This is a genomic window from Temperatibacter marinus (assembly GCF_031598375.1).
GTDB lineage: Bacteria > Pseudomonadota > Alphaproteobacteria > Sphingomonadales > Kordiimonadaceae > Temperatibacter > Temperatibacter marinus.
This window is the reverse complement of record NZ_CP123872.1, coordinates 1,749,421-1,767,529: the sequence shown is the minus strand read 5'-3', so window position 1 is coordinate 1,767,529 and position 18,109 is coordinate 1,749,421. Positions and strand designations below refer to the sequence as shown.

Genomic DNA, 18,109 nt, shown 5'->3' with positions numbered 1-18,109 from the left:
GAAATAAAAACTAATGCTCGATGGAGTTATCCAGAGCCCCTGACTTACCTTGATACCTCCACTGTCAAGGTCCAAGTATTATAGCCCTCTTACCTCGGAATAACCGCACCCAAACTAACTAATGCAAGGTCAAAAAAATTAGAAACTTGACTTTAACTACACTTGTAGTATTACTTTGTACTACACATGTAGTTTTCGAGCCTTTAAGGAAGAAAAATGTCAGGATCTGTTAAATTAAGTGATCAACAATACGCCATTATGCAAGTTCTATGGGAACTCGGCCCAAAAAGCACAAGGGATGTCCAACAGGCCCTTTGTCATGAAAACTGGGCTTTGACGACTGTCGGAACAGTCCTCTCGCGACTTGAGAAGAAAAACATCCTCTCTTCTGAGACCCTTGGAAGAGAAAAAATCTTCACGCCTCTAATCGCACAGAGTGATGTGAAAAAATCAATGGTATCAGGCTTAGTTACGAATTTATTTAAAGGGGACCCAAAGGCCCTTCTTGCACACCTTCTTCAGGAAGGGGAAATTGGCAAAGAAGATCTCTCCGACATTGAAGATATGCTGAAGAAAGGGGATCCCAAATGACCTATCCTTTCGACTCTGTGGAACTTTTTCTTCTTCTTGCTCGGTTTTTAGGAGGCAGCACTCTCATTTTCTGCCTGGTTCTAGTGATCGAAAAAGTGGGCCTGTTAAAAAATCGTGACTTAGCAGACACCGCTTGGAAAGCAGCCATTATAGCCTCTTTCACACTTTTAATCCCAATAAGCAGTGAATATGCAAAGGAAGTAACCCTAACAACATCTGCCAGTTCTAAAATAGGCGAATGGATCCTCCCTCAAGACGACTTCACGGCACAAAAACTCAATATCCCAAAGGATTTCACTCTAGATGCAGGGCCAGATATTTTAAGAATAAAAGAACAGGCCGAGCGCGATAGCACCCTCTCACCTCAAGGCAACCAAGACCCTTTATCATCTGGCTCTGCATCCTCGAAATCTACAATTGCTTTCCCTAGGTTTTTAGTTCTTCCCTCTGTGCTTGCGGGCCTTGGCCTCTTAAGTTTGATCTTGACGTATGGCTTAGCGATCAAATCTCTAGGCAAACGCGAACGTGTCAGACCAGAGCACCGCGCTTTTGCAATTTTATTTACAATATGTGAGCGAGCAAATATTAAACGCACGCCCTATCTTACATGGACTTCCTCTATTGATAGTCCGCTTTGCCTCCCTTCTGGTGAGATTGTTCTCCCCGCTTGGGCTTTAGAAGAGGCAATCAGCACACATGAACTTAAGGGTCTCATTGGGCATGAAGTTGCCCATTTAAAGCGTAATGATCCAATTATCCTTCTCATCTTACACGCCTTATCAAGGCTTTTCTTCCTGCAACCGCTTTTTTCATTGGCACAAAAGCGGCTGGCAGATCTCGCGGAATTAGCAGCCGACGAGTGGGCCTCCAGCCATAGTGACAACCCGAAATCTGTTGCTGAAGCCCTTTTTACCTGTGCCAAAAAAATAACAAATAGAAAACAACCACAGTGGGGTCTAGCAATGGCTAAAGACAAATCAAAACTAAAAGCAAGAGTGGAAAGACTGCTTGCTGCGAACGATAGCGACTTTAAAAACACATCCTCTTTCATTAAAATCAGCATGGTTGCAGGTCTAATCGCCACATCCATGTCAATGCCAACCTTCGGCTTAGCGGCAAAGATTGAGCCAAAATCAGTAGTCACCCATTCGGGCCAAACTGAGGATGGACAGAGCGCCCCAAAAGCACCAAAAGAACCAAAAGCACCAAAAGCGCCAAAATCACCAGAAGCGCCAAAAGCACCAAAAGCACCAAAAGCACCAGAAGCGCAAAAAGCACCAGAAGCGCCAAAAGCACCAGAAGCGCCAAAAGCACCAAAAGCCCAAAAATCTACCCTCTCTGACAGAGCCAGTGTCAGTATGAGCATGAGCGGTGATAAAAAGCACCCAAGAGGCAACTTGAATTGGTCAGAAGATGACTATGAAATACGGGTCAAATGGGATGGACAGTTTGAAATTGCCACTGATGATAGCACAATAACAAAAGTAGCTGAAGACGGATATTTTCGGTTAATCGAGGAAGATGACGACCTTGAAAGAAGCATTAAATTCACCATGAAAGACGGGGAAATCCTTACCCAGTTCCGTTATGATGGCGATAAACGCCTCATGACAAATGAGGATAAAGAGTGGTTAAAAGAAACCCTAACAAAGGTGCTGCGTAGAACAGGGTTAAACGCTGAAAACCGTGTCCAAAATTACCTTAAAAAAGGCGGTGTTAAAGCTGTCTTAGCTGAAATGGAACAAATAACTGACTATGCTTTGAGAAAATATACCAGAGCCCTTCTCGAGGCGAGAAAGTTAAAATCAAAGGACGTAAGAGGTCTCATTAAAGTCTTATCGAAAATTGAGAGCGATTACGAAATGCGTCAAACTTTCGGCATGCTTTTAACCAACTATGACCTTCCAAAAGGCAGTTTACCAGATGTCCTAAAAGCCGCTAAGAAAATTGAAAGCGACTATGAGATGCGTCAGATGATAACGCCGCTCGTCACAAAGAAGGCACTAGATGATAATAGCTTTGCCATTCTCATTGAACTGATGGAAACCATTGAAAGTGACTATGAAATGAGACAGCTTTTCATGAGCGCACTAAACCAGAAAAAAATTAGCGATAAAAACTTACTTCGCCTTCTAGATATGACCATTGATAAAGTCAGCAGCGATTACGAAATGCGGCATATCATCGAGGCGATTGCCGACCGTAAAGATAAATCTGACCGCGCAACTGAAAAGGCAATCGTCCTCTTAGAAACTCTCAATAGTGATTATGAATTCAGACAAGCGTGTATGGCCATCATTAACTCTGGGGGCATGACATCAACATCCTGGCTTCTAATGATTGAAGCTCTTGATCAAATGAAGAGCGATTCTGAATTGTCTCGGACACTGGCCGCGATCGCCTCCAAAGCCCCTCGGAATGACAAAATCAACCAAGCGCTTTCTCGTGCAGCTGAGAAAGTTAACAGCAGCTATGAAGCAAAAAAAGTTAAGAAAATTTTGGAACGACGAAAGGGTCAGAAAACTTGATTTAATTTTTTTAAAAGGGCTGATTCATCAGTCCTTTTTTTTCCTTAGAATGGCCACCACCCACTATCCAAGTCATCTTCACACCCCTTAAGTTGTACAGCATATGTCTGGGCATAGCCTTCAACTTTACGTGCGACTTTAAGAAGCCATGGTTTTTTATTAAATGATTTTCTTTTCCATCCCCCATGGCCTTCATGGTAGGCTAAATACTGATTATAAGCGTCCCATTTAGAAATACCTAAGGTTCGCTGACTTACAGTCGAATACCATCCCATAAATCGTACAGCATCGTAAAAATCATCACGATCCGCACTCTTTCTTCCTGTACGCTGTTGATACCAATCCCAAGTCATGTCTTTTACTTGAGCATATCCATAGGCCGTAGATTGCCGACCCCAGGGGATAAAGCCTAGGATATATTTTCTAGGAGTTTTAGCATTATGTTTAAAGGATGATTCCTGACGCATCATGGCAAGTAGGACATGGATTGGTGTTCCATATTCTTTTCGTACTTTTTTTAAAGACTTATACCAACTTGATTTATCGTCGAGCATGACACAACTATTGGTGACAGATTTTGGTGGTGTAGGTGCACACCCCATCAGAACGGACGTTAGAACAGCTGTAATGACAATTTTTTTCATATCTACCCAATTTTCGAACTCTATGACGAGCCCTTTCTTTATATCTAGGGGAGAGCTTTGCCATATTCAAGCGCAATAAACCATCGACCTAAGAGAAAGGATTTTTCAGCCCACATTTTATCCCCTATACTCCTTTGATAAATGCTAAGCAGCTTCGCAGGATACAGCAAAGCCCGCCCTCATTAAGAAAGAATGATCACTATGTCCATCTCTCCTACACCAAGACCACCCTACATCGCCGTCATATTTTCAAATCAACGCGAAGAAGTCGATGAGAAAGGCTATGCACAAACAGCCGATGAAATGGTAGCTCTTGCTAGCAAACAGGATGGATATCTTGGAATCGAAAGTGTAAGGGATGAAACAGGATTTGGCATCACGGTTAGTTACTGGAGAGACGAAGACGCCATCAAAAACTGGAAGGCCAATGCAGATCACCAAGCTGCACAAAAAGCAGGTCGGAAAACTTGGTACCGCGCCTACAAAACACGGATTTCCACAGTCACACGAGATTACGGGTTAGGCGATTAAGCCCCACAGGAAGAGCGGACAATCAATTCTGTTGGCAACCGTTCAGAAAGCAATTCTTTATTGCTTCTTGAATTCAATAATTTCGATACTAAAATGCGCCCCGCCTTCATCATATCCTGAGAAATGGTGGTCAAGGGTGGATTAGAATATTGCCCCATGACAATATTATCATAACCAACGACCGCCACATCCTCAGGCACACGCATGCCAGCCCTATTTAGCGCAGCAATTGCGCCAAATGCTATAAGATCCGATGCTGCAAAAATTGCATCAAATTCATACCCGCTTGCAATCATCGCATCGACGGACGATTCAGCACTTTCAGGCTGCAAATGTGCACTTGAGATTAGTCGATCATCAATATCTAAATCTGCCTTTTCCATCGCCCTGAGATAGCCCTGATACCGCTGATAAAATTCAGGGGCTTCCACATCCCCGAGGAAGACAATTTTTCGACGGCCAAGGCGCAACAAATGCGACACAGCCTTCTCTCCTCCTCTGATATTATCAGACCCCACAGAACAATATTGCTGTCCAGGTAAATTAGCGCCCCAAACGACAAAGCGACCATCCTGCTTTGCTAAGCGATTAAAACGCTCATGTAAAAATGATTGCCCAAGGAAAATAATCCCCTCTGATCGGCTTGTTTCTACAAGGTGGGTCAAATCATCATAATTTTTAGGGGCAAAGTGTGAAATAACAATATCACAATCCACCTCGCGAGCAGCCTCTGCCACACCGCCGATAAGCTCCATGTAAAACGGGTCACTGGTCTTACCATCACGCCCAGGGTGCATGGGGATAACAATAGCAATCGTACTGTCTGATCCGCTCATTATCGCTGGCATATTTGGTCTAAAATTATAATCATGCTCTTGGGCAAGTCGCCAGACCCGACGTTTTGTTTCCTGATTCACCTTCGGACTATCATTCAGCGCCCGAGAAACAGTCGCAGTTGAGACACCTGCAAGATGTGCTAAATCCTCTAAACGGGTAATTTTATTTGGCATAAGACAGGGTCCCTAAAATATTTTTCATAATTTGCATAACAATATTTATATATTATTGCATAATTTTACAACCGTTAAATCACTGATATTTATGAATGTTGTATAATAATTGTTGCATTAATAGCATTATAATAGATGGGATTAGTGAATTTTTGTATAATTTTTTGCATTAATTTTCCTTGATTCATCCCTTAAACCAATTACAAGTTCCTTTAAGCCTTGAGGTGCCTCGAAAGATTTGTACTTTTCTCACAATGAGAACCATATCCACCTGAGGAAAGCAACACAAGAATGACCCCAGGGTTTGAGGGAGAAAAAAATGAGTGATCAACAGGATCTAAAGGGAACATCCCAATCAGCTAAGCAACGGCCTGAACTGTCTTTCTGGCAAATTTGGAATATGTGTTTTGGTTTCTTAGGGATCCAATTTGGATTCGAATTACAAATCGGCAATGTGAGCCGTATCTTTCAGACCTTAAATGCAGATATGGATACGCTGCCTATTTTATGGGTGGCCGCACCTTTAACAGGCCTCTTGGTCCAACCAATTATTGGCTATATGAGCGATCGTACATGGACCAAGATGGGGCGTCGCCGGCCTTACTTCTTTTGGGGAGCTATTCTCAGCTCAATCGCCTTAATCATCATGCCAAACAGTCCGAGTCTATGGATCGCTGCCGGAATGTTGTGGATCATGGATGCCAGCTTTAATATCGCAATGGAACCGTTCCGTGCTTTCGTTGGCGACAAGTTGCCAGAAAAACAGCGTGCTACTGGTTATGCTATGCAGTCATTCTTCATTGGTACAGGCGCAATTGTTGCAGCAGCGTTGCCTTGGATTTTTACTAACTGGCTTGATGTCAGTGCTACGGCAGCAACTGGTGTCGTCCCAGACAATGTGAAATATAGTTTTTATTTCGGGTCTGCCGTCCTTTTTATTGCTGTCATGTGGACAGTCTTTAAAAGCACCGAATATAGCCCAGAAGATATGGCATCGTTTGAGCAAGCTGAACGAGAAGCTATGGACACAGGTCGTAAGGATACAAAAAAGACAGCGAATTTTGGTGGTATTCTTATTTGGGGAACACTTCTGTTCATTGGCCTAGGACTTGGCTATATCATTGCTACACAAGGTCTTGCTAAAGAGCTTCACATCCTCGCCGATGGAATTATCATTTTTGCCCTTCTTCTGGTTTTTTGCAGCTGGCTTCAAAAACGAAAGAAAATAGAGTCAGCTTTTTATGAAATTATGCATGATATGATGGCTATGCCGCTCACAATGCGTCAACTTGCTCTCGTGCAGTTTTTCAGTTGGTTCGCTCTCTTCTCCATGTGGATTTATATGACCCCCGGTGTCACAAGCTATCACTACGGTGTAGAGATATTGAATGGCATAGTGGATACTACAAACCCAATCTACAATGAGGGTGCTAACTGGGTTGGGTTACTGCACTCTGTTAGAAATGCTGCAGCAGCTGTAGCAGCCTTTATCATCCCGCTCTTGGTTATGAAAATGGGTCTACGGAAGACACATGCTTTTAATCTGCTTCTGGGTGCTGCAGGATTTGCTGGTTTCTTTGTCATAAAAGATCCAACATGGCTCTGGGTGCCCATGATCGGCGTTGGCTTTGCATGGTCGTCCATTCTCGCCCTCCCCTATACAATCCTTGCTGGTGTGCTTCCAACAAGCAAGATGGGGCTCTATATGGGCATATTTAATTTCTTCATTGTCATCCCACAAATTTTAGCCGCCTCAATTCTCGCATTTATCTTGAATGCATTATTCACCGAGGAGCCAATCATGGCTTTGGTTATTGGTGCCGCATCCTGGGCAATAGCCGCTCTTGTCGTTCTCTTCATCGCTCCAGCAGAAGTGCGCAGAGAACGCGGCGAATAAGACGAAAGCTATGAGACGAAACGTAAAAGTATAGAACTGTTTTGAGCAAGCATAAAGGACTGTTAAATGCCTCATAAAAGATCCAGTGGAATTCTAATGCATATCACCTCCCTTCCTAGCGCTCACGGCGTTGGCACGATGGGGGTCGTTGCACGGCAATTCATAGATCAAATGGTCGAGATGGGCCAATCAATTTGGCAAATTCTCCCTATAAATCCACCAAATGGATTAGGATGCCCGTATTCTGCCAGTTCCACTTTTGCAAATTTTGAACTCTTGGTATCTTTTAATGACCTCGTTAAAGACGGACTATTGGACAAAACGGATTTAGAAAATCTCGATCAGTTATCCGACGAAATCATGGATTATGATAAAATTGTTACCGTTCGAACCCCAGTGTTGCGCAAGGCCTGTCAAAATTTCCTGAATGGCAGTAAGCCTGAATGGTTAAGTGACTTTGCTCAATACTGCAAGAAACACGATTCAGTTTGGTTAGATGATTATGCCCTTTATGCCGTCTTGAAAGAGAAATATAACAAATCTTGGACTGACTGGCCAAAAGCCCTTGCGCGCTTTGATACTCAAGCGATCCAAGAAGCGCGAGATGCTCACATAGAAAAAATTCTACTAATTAAGGCGGGGCAGTTCCTGTTCGAACATTACTGGCAAGACTTACGCAAATATGCCAACGAGCGGGGCATAGAAATCTTTGGAGATGTGCCAATCTATGTGGCTCAAGACAGTGCCGATGTCTGGAGTTCTCAAGCAGACTTTCTTCTTGACAGAGAAACTGGAGAACCAACACACATCGCGGGATGTCCCCCAGATAATTTCTGCCATGAAGGACAGCGATGGGGCAATCCTATATACAACTGGGATGCCATGGAAAAAGATAAATTTGGCTGGTGGAAACACCGCATTGCCAGAGCCGTTGAACTTATGGATTTTGTGCGTGTAGATCACTTTCGTGCTTTCGCCGCTTACTGGTCCATTCCAGCCTCTTGTCCAACGGCGATTGACGGCGAATGGATTAAAGCACCAGGCCATGCCTTATTTAATGCCTTACGTGATGAATTTGGGCAAGACTTACCCCTGATTGCCGAGGATCTCGGTCATATCACCCCTGATGTGATAGATCTCAGAGACAGTTTTGATATTTTTGGCATGAAGGTCCTGAACTTCTTGTCTGAAGAAGGCGATTTCCAAGGGGACCGTCATCCACGGCACTATCCAAAAGGCTCTGTATGCTACATCGGAACCCATGACAATGATACCGGACTTGGTTGGCTTAATAAGGACTGTGATCCTGGCAAAACAGAAGAAGAAAGCCAGCGGTATAGAAATTGGTTTCGTGCCATTATGGACACCAAAATTCTAGAGGCTTATGGCCAGCACTGGGCAATGATCGATGTTGCTGTAAAATCAAATTCCAACATGGTGATCTTCCAGATGCAAGACTTGTTGGGTCAAGGCACGGAAGGGCGAATGAACATCCCAGGAACTGCAGAAGGACAATGGCAGTGGCGCCTTCAAAAAGACGCCCTTACAGATCAAATTAGACAAACCATGCGTAACTTCACCGAACAATCAAAGCGATTACCTACATAGATGAACCAAAATTACCTTAGGCTAGACAGTCGTCTTATTCCTACTGTCTAGTCTTTTTCTATTAGTAAGGGATCTTCTGCATCATCCGGCAGGGCATTTGATTGATCTGGCCGAAACTTAAGCATCACACTCGGCAAAATGGAGAGTTCTAATTCCAAATGGGTAAAATGAAACTTCTTAAATTTGAGTTTTTCTCTCGCTTCTACAGCTTTGAAAAGAGAGGACAATACAGTCGAAACAAGCTTCTTTTCAGCAACTTCAATCAACAATAACTGTTTCTCTTCATCAGAGATATTTTCTTCCATTTGGAGATGGGTCGTCACTTTAGGGCTGAGGCCGATTCCCACCTCAATCTCTATGACAGAAAAGCCAGCACGCGCTAAATAAGGCGCTATCTCATTAAATTTTTCAGCCGTCCCTGTCAGGGTTCCTGAGCCTAGGCCTTTCAGGCTTTCTGTTGTATTGGACATAACAGTATCTGCAGTATCTTTCCAACTATAGTCCGGATTTCTACCGATGAGTGCTGCACCTGCTTCTTTCAACGATTGTGATAATTTTTTACCCATTATGGCCTCTTAAGCCAATATTATCTGGCCGTTATTGTTTCAGTTATCTCTTCCATTTTGGCAAGATAGATTTTTGCGTTGCCGCGACTACCTTTAGCTTCAGCACGGATTGGAAGATAGATATTCATATCATCAAATTTCTGAAACCAAATTAAAATTTCGTCTTTTTCAACTTTTTTGCCTTTTTTAAGGCGCGCCTCGCGCTTTGCCTTGGCTTTTTCCGCTTTCTTTTTTCGCTTGAGATATTTCTTAAGCTTTTTGCCCTCAAGTTGCGATTCATCTATAAAGCCTGCCATCTGCTTAAAAGCAATAGAGCATTCAATTGTTTCACCACCGTAAGGACTTCTGCTCTTTCGTATCTTCAGATCTGTGGATTCTGCCTGACATTTCATCGAATATTTCATCACCCCGCGACCATCAATCACATCAATGTCATAGGGGGTCAGTTCATCAAGGGGTCCAAAACCATGTTTCTGCCAAGGATCTCTTAGCACTGCCACCAACATAGACATGGGGTCTGGTCCACGGTTAAATTCATCCGGAATAGGCTGTAAAGGATATTCACTCCAATCCTCCGGCAAATTGAGCTGGACAGATTGAACTCTACCATTCTCATCAAATAGGATATGACGTTCACTGATATCGCCGCCCCACTTCCCATTCACTTTATATTCTCTCGCTGTAATGGCACCTCTTTCATTAATCAAACCTTTAGAAGAAACATCACTGCGCCCGTTAACAAAGATTTTGGCCATTCCGCGTGGGTAAAAACTTGCTGCCGCATGATAGTGTTCGCCTTTAATTTCTGATTTGATATCACTAGAAAAAACCCGAAAGCCTTTCCAATACACATCATAGGTCGCTGAAAAGGATGTATCTTGTGCCGAAGCGGCAGCATTCGTAAGTAGCAATGCGAGTATCAAAAAAAATTTCATCATAGATCCTGAGTTAATAATATTTGCCTTTATGTCAAGAGTACTTAAGATTATGTCCAGACCAAGGACAGGAGGCATTGTGTTTAAAATTTTTTACGAAGACATTACGATAGGAGATCAATCCGATTTTGGATCCTATGAGGTCACCAAGGAAGAAGTTGTTGATTTTGCAACAAAATATGACCCGCAACCCTTTCATATCAATGAAGAAATAGCTAAGCAATCTGTTTTTGGAGGGCTCTGCGCCAGCGGGTGGCATACAGGATCAATGATGATGTCGATGCTTGTGCAACATATGATGGAAGAAGGCTTTGCCAGCATGGGATCCCCTGGTCTTGATGAATTAAAATGGCTAAAGCCCGTCATGCCTGGCGACATTCTCACAGTCAGACAAGAATGTATTGATAAGCGAGAAAGTAAGTCCCGAAAAAACATTGGCCTCTTGAAATTTAAGACTGAAGTATTTAACTCTAAAGGAGTGACTGTCATGTCCGTTATTGCCAATGCAATGATTTTAAAGCGGATGCAACCATAAGAAACGACAGCACGACGACACAACAATAAGAACCATAGGTTCAATAGCGAGGGAAACCACCCATGAAAAAAACACTGACAGCTGTAGTTGTCGCTTTAAGTCTTGTCATGCCTGCCTTCTCAGGCGCCAGCGCCCTTGATGATAAAATTCTAAGCGAGCAATCCATTGAACAAACCGAAAAAGATCTAATGAAGGCCTGCCTTGAAGAAAAGGACAATGATCCTGCTGAGTGCAAGTGCGTCCTGAATGGTCTCAAGCAAGAACTCAAGGGAAAAGATTATAAATTTCTGATGACCCTCATGACCTTTGCTATCAAAGATCAAGGTGAGGTTGTGGGCGAGATGATCATGGATAAATCAATTCTTGATTTACTTCTGATGGCGAAACGCTTGGAGAAGGCTGCTAATAAAGTTGAAAACCAATGTGACGGCGTTACTCTGAAATTTGATCTCGACCAGTCAAAATTTGAGAAAGCTTAAGCAATTTTACTCTTAAATAAGAGTTTCAACCAATTTGGCTTCCAACGAAAGCTCATGAGAATCAGGTAAATCCCGATGAATATGAGCGGCTCTAGTTGGAAGCCTTTTCTCATCATAAAGAAATGCATAAGCGCGAGTCCTGTAATCCAATACACAAGAGTATGAAGTCTCTTCCATGCTCGAGCTCCCATGCCTCTCATGGCAAATTTTGTACTGGTCAGGACCAGAGGTATCAGCATCAAAAATGCGATCACCCCGACGGTGATATAATTCCTCTTTAAAATATCTTGCAAAAAATCTCGCATATCAAACCGTAAATCAAGCCAAAGATATCCTAATATATGTAAGACAACATAAAAGGCAGCAAACAGGCCCACCATTCGCCTCATAGAGATCAACTGCCGCATCTGCTTGATACGAGAAAGCGGCGAGATGGCCAATCCAATCAATAAAAAGTAAATGGCCCAGTCTCCCGTATAGTGATGAATATATTCTACTGGGTTAAAGCCGAGTTCATGAGACAGACCGCGGCGCGCATAGCGCCACTGCAAAATGACCCACACTCCTGGCCAGGCCATAGCGAAGAAAAGTAGGGGTTTAACAATAAGCCTAAATTGATAAGAAGGAATCATCAGAAATATTTCTTCAAATCCATACCGGTATACATTTCAGCAACTTGCTCTTCATAGCCATTAAACATTAAAGTATCTCTGCGTCCCCATTCTCCAATACGGCGCTCAGTCGATTGAGACCATCTAGGATGATCGACCTCTGGATTGACATTAGAATAAAATCCATACTCCCGAGGTGCTGACCGTTTCCAACTGGTCATTGGTTCCCGGCGGGTAAAATCAATATTCACTACTGATTTAATGGATTTGAACCCATATTTCCAAGGCACAACAAGACGCAAGGGTGCGCCGTTTTGGTTTGGCAGTAAGTCCCCATACAAGCCGACTGCCATCAAAGTGAGAGGATTCATCGCTTCGTCCAGCCGCAGCCCTTCTTGATAGGGCCAATCTAAGACAGGCCAACGCAGTCCCCGCATTTCGCTTTTGCGTTTCAAGGTTTTGAACGCGACATATCTCGCTTCGGATTTCGGTTCTAGTTTTTTAATAATGTCCTTAAGAGGTATGCCAATCCATGGCACCACCATTGACCAAGCTTCTACGCAGCGCAATCGGTATATACGCTCTTCAACAGCTTTAAAATCGATAAGATCCTCAAGCGCATATGTGCCCGTTTTTTCAGCAAGGCCCGAGACTTTTACTGTCCAAGGGTCTGTTGTAAGCTTATGCGCATATTTAGCAGGATCGTCCTTGCCCATGCCGAATTCATAAAAATTGTTATAGCCCGTCACAGCCTCATAGGACGTCAATTCAGAGCTTAAAGACGATGGATCCTTTTTATACCCAGCAATATCGCGGTCAACTGCCTGCGCGTGTGATGCAATAGTTCCTGCCAGTGCGGCAGCCCCTGACATTTTCATAAAACTTCTACGATTAAGATAAATATCTTTATCGGTGACATCATTTTCACTAAGCATCCAGCTTTCACGCGACTTGATCAACATTCACTATCTCCTAACTCTCTATATAGATAGGACAGTTCACAGAACGGGCAAAATAACAAATCAGTTACTGGGTTGCGATCTTAGGGATTGTTAGCGCTGAAAATCATAAAGAGTACCGAGTTCAAGAAGAGATGTTAACTCATCAAGAGCCGTAAAACTCTCTCGCATAAGCAGAGGATCTCCCAAATCTTTGGGGTCCAGTTGATCTCTATAATGGCGTCTCGCCCAAGCCCTCAAATCATGCGCTAGCTGATCATCCATAATCACTCGCCCCGTCATTGAGGCTAAATCTTCATCACTTAGGACAACACGCTGCCGGAGGCATGCTGGCCCTCCTCCATTGCGCATACTCTGACGGACATCCATAAAATCCACTTTCCCTATAGGGCCGCCTTGATCGAGTAACTCTTCTAAATACGCCTTCACCGAGGATGTTTCTGCAGATTCAGATGGCGCGATCAGTGTCATCTTTTCTGCTCCCGCTTCGCAAATTAGCTGGGAATTAAACAAATAACTTTTCACTGCATCATTCAGTGAAACCTGTGCTGTCGGCACCTCAACAAATTCAATTTCAAGATCAGGGAAGGACTTTTGCACAGCAGTCAGCAATCCTGCTTTATCTTCAAAAGCTTCTTCATGAAAGAAGAATACATTCTTGTTACAGACGGCCACGACATCATTATGAAAGGCTCCTGCATTAATCGCTGCTGCACTTTGCCTATAGAAAAGAGCTTGCTTAGCACCGTGCTGTCGGGCAACCGCCTCTGAAGCTTCTAGAGTTTGACGCCCTGGGAATGTTAAATCTCTCGTATTCTCAAAGGCACGGCGACCGTAAATATAGAGAGAGAGGCCTTCTTCCCCGTAATCAGCACAAAATCTATTATGGTTGGCAGCCCCCTCATCGCCCATGTGGGTTCCTCCTGGTAAGGGAGTATGGTGCACAAACCGGCTCTCATCTGAGAAAATTGTCTTCAGCATTCGTGCCGTTGTTGGATGTTCTGTCGAGCGATGATACATGGCGGCTAAATTCGCAGCAGTAAAGTGAGTCCGTCCGTCTTCACTATCCGAAAAAGGTGTCACAGTCGCAGCATTTGCTGTCCACATACTGCTCGCACTCATTAAGTTTAGCACCAGTTCAGGAGATGTAGTCCAAGCGGATACTAACATCTCTTCATCACTGCCCTTAAATCCGAGTTCTCTTAACACACGTAAGCTTGGACGATCCACAGGAGGAAATAATCCTTGCACCAACCCTAAAGAGCGTACATGCATCATTTTATCAATCCCTTGAAGAACACCCTCAAGAGGATTTGATATATTCCCTTTATTGCCCGTCGCGGCAAGGTTGCCATAACTTAAACCAGCATAGTTATGAGTCGGCCCAATCAGGCCATCGAAATTCACTTCATGCACTGTCATTTACTTATCCTTCAACCCCAAGGGTGCTGAGGCGACCACCACTTTACCCTCTGCCTGTTCAATTGTAGCAACGCCGTATGCACAGTAATCTGCGGCATAATAAGCACTTGGACGATGATTTCCGCTATGGCCTAATCCACCGAAGGGAGCTGTAGATGCTGCTCCAGTTAATTGCTGGTTCCAATTCACAATACCAGCCTGAGCGCGTGGGTAAAAATACTCGTAAAGATCTCTGTCATCAGAAATTAATCCTGATGCGAGTCCGTATTTTGTCCGATTGGCAGTTTTAATAGCTTCATCAAAATCCGAAACGCGTGTCAGTTGAAGCAGCGGCCCAAAAATCTCTTCATCTGGGACATCCGTTGCAACAGATACATCAATAAGTCCAGGTGAAAGGAAGGCGTCACCAAGAGCTGAGAGGCGCTCAGACTTCCTAATAACGGCGCCCCCCTTTGCAATCAACCGCTCCTGTTCTTTAAGAACATGATCTGCGGCTTCTTTGGTAATGACAGGCCCCATAAAAGCCGTCTCATCACTCGTAACTTGATCAACATGAATCCGATCGATCATATTAGCGAGTGTCGCAATGAAAGCATCACCTTCAGGGCCTTCAGGTACAATCAAACGCCGAGCACATGTACACCGCTGACCACTTGAAATATAGGCCGATAATATTGTCAGCGTTGCTGCGGCTTCCAGATCATCGACTTTGTGCACGATCAAGGGATTATTACCCCCCATCTCTAATGCTGAAATTACTTCAGGACGTCCGGCGAGCGATTTATTAATCGCAATACCTGTTTGAGCACTTCCCGTGAAAAGAACCCCTTGGATGAGAGGGCTAGACGTCAGGGCAACACCTGTTTCCTTGCCGCCATGCACAAGGTTTAGAACACCGTGAGGCAGCCCAGCTTTCTCCCAACAGCTCACCATGAACTCTGCAACAGCAGGTGTCAGTTCACTCGGTTTAAATACAATTGTATTGCCTGCCAACAAGGCAGGAACAATATGCCCATTTGGTAAATGGCCAGGAAAATTATAGGGACCAAAAACAGCCATGACACCATAAGGGCGATGTGAAAGTTTGGATCTAAGCGTTCCGTTCACGGCTTCCTTCGATCCTGTTCTTTCCTGATAGGCCGTGACAGAGATCTCAACCTTGTTGATCATAGCTGTAGCTTCTCCAGCGGCATCCCAACCGGTCTTTCCAGCTTCCATAGAGATCAGTTCTGTCAACTTATCTTTATTCTCTTTCAAGATACCCGCATAAGCACGAGCTATCTCTAAACGTGCTTCAAAGCTTTGGAATGACCAGACTTGAAAGGCTTCAGTCGCCGCCTCTAAAGCTGCATTCACCTGATTGTCAGTTGCTGACGCTCCAGTCCAAAGTTGCGTACCGTTATGCGGGCTATGGGAGCTCATATCGATCCCGCGCCCTTCGATCCAATGCCCATCAATAAATAACATCTTTATTCCTTACTCTTTATTCTTCTATGTGAAGCGGAGCGACAAAAGCCACATCATCTCTTTTTATCCGTAATGCGACAGCACTTTCTTCTGGCAACCATAAGCCACTATCTGTGTCCGCAACATTAGACAACACAACTCGGAAATCTTTAAGGCTTTCATTTGACACCAGATGATCTGCCTTAGAAACACTCCCTTCTATGGCACCTGCAAAAGATCTTCGCTCTGACTTTCGCACAGTATAAATTCCGCGTTTATGCGCTTCCAGAGCGGGGCCCGCGTCAAAAATATCCACAGCACCTGAAAATCTAAACCCTTCTTTTTCTAAAAGCCGTATAGCGGGTGTCGCACTTTCATGAGGCGTTCCGATGACATCTCGTGCTTCCCTAGATAATAAAGCAGTGTAGATTGGAAATTTAGGCATTAAATCTGCAATAAACTGACTATTGCCCATACCATTTATTTCATCGGCTGTTTTAAAATCCATACCAAAAAAATGGCGCCCAATGGCTTCCCAAAACGGTGAATTGCCTTTTTCATCAACCCAGCCTCGAATTTCAGAAATAACTTTATCGCTAAATCGATCTAAATGTGCTGCCATGAAAAGATAACGCGCCTTTGACAGCAATTTACCAAGCTGGTCACGCCGATACGCCTCACTCAAGAATAGTGTTGCAACCTCGGTCGCGCCAACATAATCATTGGAAAGCTGTAGAAGTTCCATATCAGTCCGCATCTGAGGTTCCGTAGATACTTGTGTTAAATGAAGCAAGCGGTAGCTATAGAATGGCCGGTCCAACCCTACACCTGCCACAATGGCGCTTGTCCCAGCAATAACCCCATTCTCACAATCCTCAAGGACAAAGAGGTATGCATGCTTTCCATCCAAAGGAGTCATACTATCGAAAGCTAGGTTAGACTGTTCTATTTTATATTTAAGTGCGTCAGCATCGTGCGGCAAGGTGGTGAGCCCTGTCCCTGTGCTTGCAGCTAAAGCAAGCAGCCCTTCTAAGTCGCGATCCTCAACAGGCCTCACTACAATCATGACTTCCCTCCTTTTCTGAGCACATCATTAAAATACCCCTCTGCAAAAGCCATCATAATACAAGCTGACAACTGCACTCGCGGTACAAAAGAGGTCACGTCTACATATTCCTGATCACTATGAATATACCCCCCTATCACCCCTAAAGTATCAACATTTGGCAGCCCGGCAGCAGCAAGGTTATTGCCTTCACAGCACCCCCCCGTAGGAATATACTGAATCGACTGACCAAGCTCAGCCCCGCAGGCCGCAATTAAATCCATCATAAGCTGGTTTTCTGCAGTAATAACTTTGGGCGGGCGGTTTATTCCGCCATATAATTTTACTGTTATCCCGTCTTGCTTGTTGGCTGTGTCGATCATATTTTCAAGAGCCGTTTCAAACCACTGCTGATCTTCCACCCTTTCCAACCTAACGTTAAATTTACATTGAGCCAAATCCGGTACTACATTCGCAGCGGTTCCTCCTTGGATGACAGCAGGGTTAACTGTAAGACCTTCGCGTTGGCCAGACAAGGCAGCTAATTTCCCTATCAGATCCCCAAGAGCAACGACCGCGTTTCGGCCTTCGTAAAAGGCACGGCCAGCATGAGCTTCTTTACCGAAAACAACGCATGTAAAATTGCCACTGCCTTTACGCTCGCCAGCCATCGTGCCATCAGGCATTGCAGGCTCATAGGTCAATCCCATATCTGCTGCTTTCGCTCTTTGCATCAACACAGGCGCCGAGGCAAGAGAGCCTGTCTCTTCATCAGGAGAAAGTAAGATCTCCCATCCAATCCGCTCTGCAAAAGGGGACTTTTCTAGGGCCATCAAAGCCATCAACATGACAATAATGCCACCCTTCATGTCAGCAACCCCTGGACCATTAAGGAGTGAGTCATTGAGCCATGTCGGCGATTGAAAATCACTTTCAACAGGAAAAACAGTATCCAGATGCCCTGTTAGCAATAATCTTCGATTAGCTTTTGGCCTCTTACGAAGCCTTAAGATAGGTGCGTTCTGAAACCCTATTGCTTCGCCTCTATCATTGACCACCTCTGTATCCTCAAGGGAAATATAGTCAATGTCAGCGCCTAGAGGTCTTGCAAAGTCAGCAACTATCTGCGTCATTTTCTCTAGGCCGCTTAAATTTCGGCTACCGCTATTGATAAGAGACCATTCTTGAACTGTTTGCACCATCAAGTCGTGCTGCTTTGATATCCAGTCCAATGTATTTGTACAGTCTTCGCTTTTAATAAAGGAAGTGAGTGTCGTATCCATTTTAAAGATTAGAAATACG

General features: G+C 44.2%; 17 protein-coding genes. 7 read left to right on the top strand and 10 right to left on the bottom strand.

Going from position 1 to position 18,109, the window contains the following annotated elements:
• Positions 1-216: 216 nt before the first annotated feature.
• Positions 217-591: a BlaI/MecI/CopY family transcriptional regulator gene (locus QGN29_RS07890; protein WP_310797307.1), complete on the top strand. Its 375-nt coding sequence runs from the start codon at positions 217-219 to the stop codon at positions 589-591.
• Positions 588-3,119, top strand: coding sequence for a M56 family metallopeptidase (locus QGN29_RS07885; protein WP_310797306.1), 2,532 nt, complete (start codon positions 588-590; stop codon positions 3,117-3,119). The genes QGN29_RS07890 and QGN29_RS07885 overlap by 4 nt, the downstream gene beginning before the upstream one ends.
• Before the next feature lie 44 nt (positions 3,120-3,163).
• Here QGN29_RS07885 and QGN29_RS07880 read toward each other — a convergent pair whose 3' ends face one another.
• The gene (locus QGN29_RS07880) at positions 3,164-3,763 is read right to left on the bottom strand and encodes a transglycosylase SLT domain-containing protein (RefSeq protein ID WP_310797305.1); all 600 of its coding nucleotides are present in this window, start codon (positions 3,761-3,763) and stop codon (positions 3,164-3,166) included.
• Positions 3,764-3,964: 201 nt separating this feature from the next.
• On the opposite strand from QGN29_RS07880, the gene QGN29_RS07875 reads away from it, so the two are divergent.
• Positions 3,965-4,294 (top strand): antibiotic biosynthesis monooxygenase family protein, encoded by a 330-nt coding sequence (locus QGN29_RS07875; RefSeq protein WP_310797304.1) that lies wholly within the window; start codon positions 3,965-3,967, stop codon positions 4,292-4,294.
• Here the strand turns inward: QGN29_RS07875 and QGN29_RS07870 are convergent.
• Entirely contained in the window at positions 4,291-5,304 is a 1,014-nt protein-coding gene (locus QGN29_RS07870; RefSeq protein ID WP_310797303.1) for a LacI family DNA-binding transcriptional regulator, read from the bottom strand. The two genes, QGN29_RS07875 and QGN29_RS07870, sit on opposite strands and share 4 nt — an antisense overlap.
• Before the next feature lie 319 nt (positions 5,305-5,623).
• On the opposite strand from QGN29_RS07870, the gene QGN29_RS07865 reads away from it, so the two are divergent.
• Positions 5,624-7,201, top strand: a complete 1,578-nt coding sequence (locus QGN29_RS07865) for an MFS transporter (protein WP_310797302.1) — start codon at positions 5,624-5,626, stop codon at positions 7,199-7,201.
• Between the two features lie 66 nt (positions 7,202-7,267).
• Positions 7,268-8,809 carry a 4-alpha-glucanotransferase gene (gene malQ / locus QGN29_RS07860; RefSeq protein ID WP_310797301.1) on the top strand — a complete coding sequence of 514 codons (1,542 nt, stop codon included), beginning with the start codon at positions 7,268-7,270 and terminating at the stop codon, positions 8,807-8,809.
• Positions 8,810-8,856: 47 nt separating this feature from the next.
• Here malQ and QGN29_RS07855 read toward each other — a convergent pair whose 3' ends face one another.
• Together QGN29_RS07855 and QGN29_RS07850 are read right to left on the bottom strand one after the other, a co-directional pair.
• Positions 8,857-9,375 (bottom strand): hypothetical protein, encoded by a 519-nt coding sequence (locus QGN29_RS07855; RefSeq protein ID WP_310797300.1) that lies wholly within the window; start codon positions 9,373-9,375, stop codon positions 8,857-8,859.
• A gap of 20 nt (positions 9,376-9,395) precedes the next feature.
• Positions 9,396-10,310, bottom strand: coding sequence for a DUF3108 domain-containing protein (locus QGN29_RS07850; protein ID WP_310797299.1), 915 nt, complete (start codon positions 10,308-10,310; stop codon positions 9,396-9,398).
• A 79-nt stretch (positions 10,311-10,389) separates the two neighbouring features.
• Between QGN29_RS07850 and QGN29_RS07845 the strand changes: the two genes are divergently transcribed.
• Both QGN29_RS07845 and QGN29_RS07840 read left to right on the top strand, forming a co-directional pair.
• Positions 10,390-10,845 carry a MaoC family dehydratase gene (locus tag QGN29_RS07845; RefSeq protein ID WP_310797298.1) on the top strand — a complete coding sequence of 152 codons (456 nt, stop codon included), beginning with the start codon at positions 10,390-10,392 and terminating at the stop codon, positions 10,843-10,845.
• A gap of 62 nt (positions 10,846-10,907) precedes the next feature.
• Positions 10,908-11,324, top strand: coding sequence for a hypothetical protein (locus tag QGN29_RS07840; protein WP_310797297.1), 417 nt, complete (start codon positions 10,908-10,910; stop codon positions 11,322-11,324).
• On the opposite strand, the gene msrQ is transcribed toward QGN29_RS07840, so the two are convergent.
• From msrQ to QGN29_RS07810, 6 genes are all read right to left on the bottom strand, one after another.
• On the bottom strand, positions 11,321-11,956 hold the full coding sequence (gene msrQ / locus QGN29_RS07835) for a protein-methionine-sulfoxide reductase heme-binding subunit MsrQ (RefSeq protein ID WP_310797296.1): 636 nt from the start codon (positions 11,954-11,956) through the stop codon (positions 11,321-11,323). The genes QGN29_RS07840 and msrQ overlap by 4 nt on opposite strands.
• On the bottom strand, positions 11,956-12,897 hold the full coding sequence (gene msrP, locus QGN29_RS07830) for a protein-methionine-sulfoxide reductase catalytic subunit MsrP (RefSeq protein ID WP_310797295.1): 942 nt from the start codon (positions 12,895-12,897) through the stop codon (positions 11,956-11,958). Before msrP ends, msrQ begins: the two co-directional genes overlap by 1 nt.
• A 90-nt stretch (positions 12,898-12,987) precedes the next feature.
• Complete coding sequence (astB, locus tag QGN29_RS07825; protein WP_310797294.1) at positions 12,988-14,316, bottom strand: N-succinylarginine dihydrolase; 1,329 nt, start codon at positions 14,314-14,316, stop codon at positions 12,988-12,990.
• On the bottom strand, positions 14,317-15,783 hold the full coding sequence (astD, locus tag QGN29_RS07820) for a succinylglutamate-semialdehyde dehydrogenase (RefSeq protein ID WP_310797293.1): 1,467 nt from the start codon (positions 15,781-15,783) through the stop codon (positions 14,317-14,319).
• A 16-nt stretch (positions 15,784-15,799) separates the two neighbouring features.
• The gene (gene astA, locus QGN29_RS07815; RefSeq protein WP_310797292.1) at positions 15,800-16,828 is read right to left on the bottom strand and encodes an arginine N-succinyltransferase; all 1,029 of its coding nucleotides are present in this window, start codon (positions 16,826-16,828) and stop codon (positions 15,800-15,802) included.
• On the bottom strand, positions 16,825-18,090 hold the full coding sequence (locus QGN29_RS07810; protein ID WP_310797291.1) for a hydrolase: 1,266 nt from the start codon (positions 18,088-18,090) through the stop codon (positions 16,825-16,827). Before QGN29_RS07810 ends, astA begins: the two co-directional genes overlap by 4 nt.
• Positions 18,091-18,109: the final 19 nt, after the last annotated feature.

Coding starts and splice junctions, on each gene's coding strand:
- QGN29_RS07885 (WP_310797306.1), top strand. CDS start 588: ATGACCTATCCTTTCGACTCTGTGGAACTTTTTCTTCTTCTTGCTCGG.
- astB (WP_310797294.1), bottom strand. CDS start 14,316: ATGACAGTGCATGAAGTGAATTTCGATGGCCTGATTGGGCCGACTCAT.
- QGN29_RS07855 (WP_310797300.1), bottom strand. CDS start 9,375: ATGGGTAAAAAATTATCACAATCGTTGAAAGAAGCAGGTGCAGCACTC.
- QGN29_RS07880 (WP_310797305.1), bottom strand. CDS start 3,763: ATGAAAAAAATTGTCATTACAGCTGTTCTAACGTCCGTTCTGATGGGG.
- QGN29_RS07810 (WP_310797291.1), bottom strand. CDS start 18,090: ATGGATACGACACTCACTTCCTTTATTAAAAGCGAAGACTGTACAAAT.
- QGN29_RS07850 (WP_310797299.1), bottom strand. CDS start 10,310: ATGAAATTTTTTTTGATACTCGCATTGCTACTTACGAATGCTGCCGCT.
- QGN29_RS07870 (WP_310797303.1), bottom strand. CDS start 5,304: ATGCCAAATAAAATTACCCGTTTAGAGGATTTAGCACATCTTGCAGGT.
- msrQ (WP_310797296.1), bottom strand. CDS start 11,956: ATGATTCCTTCTTATCAATTTAGGCTTATTGTTAAACCCCTACTTTTC.
- astD (WP_310797293.1), bottom strand. CDS start 15,783: ATGTTATTTATTGATGGGCATTGGATCGAAGGGCGCGGGATCGATATG.
- QGN29_RS07890 (WP_310797307.1), top strand. CDS start 217: ATGTCAGGATCTGTTAAATTAAGTGATCAACAATACGCCATTATGCAA.
- astA (WP_310797292.1), bottom strand. CDS start 16,828: ATGATTGTAGTGAGGCCTGTTGAGGATCGCGACTTAGAAGGGCTGCTT.
- msrP (WP_310797295.1), bottom strand. CDS start 12,897: ATGTTGATCAAGTCGCGTGAAAGCTGGATGCTTAGTGAAAATGATGTC.
- QGN29_RS07840 (WP_310797297.1), top strand. CDS start 10,908: ATGAAAAAAACACTGACAGCTGTAGTTGTCGCTTTAAGTCTTGTCATG.
- QGN29_RS07875 (WP_310797304.1), top strand. CDS start 3,965: ATGTCCATCTCTCCTACACCAAGACCACCCTACATCGCCGTCATATTT.
- QGN29_RS07865 (WP_310797302.1), top strand. CDS start 5,624: ATGAGTGATCAACAGGATCTAAAGGGAACATCCCAATCAGCTAAGCAA.
- malQ (WP_310797301.1), top strand. CDS start 7,268: ATGCCTCATAAAAGATCCAGTGGAATTCTAATGCATATCACCTCCCTT.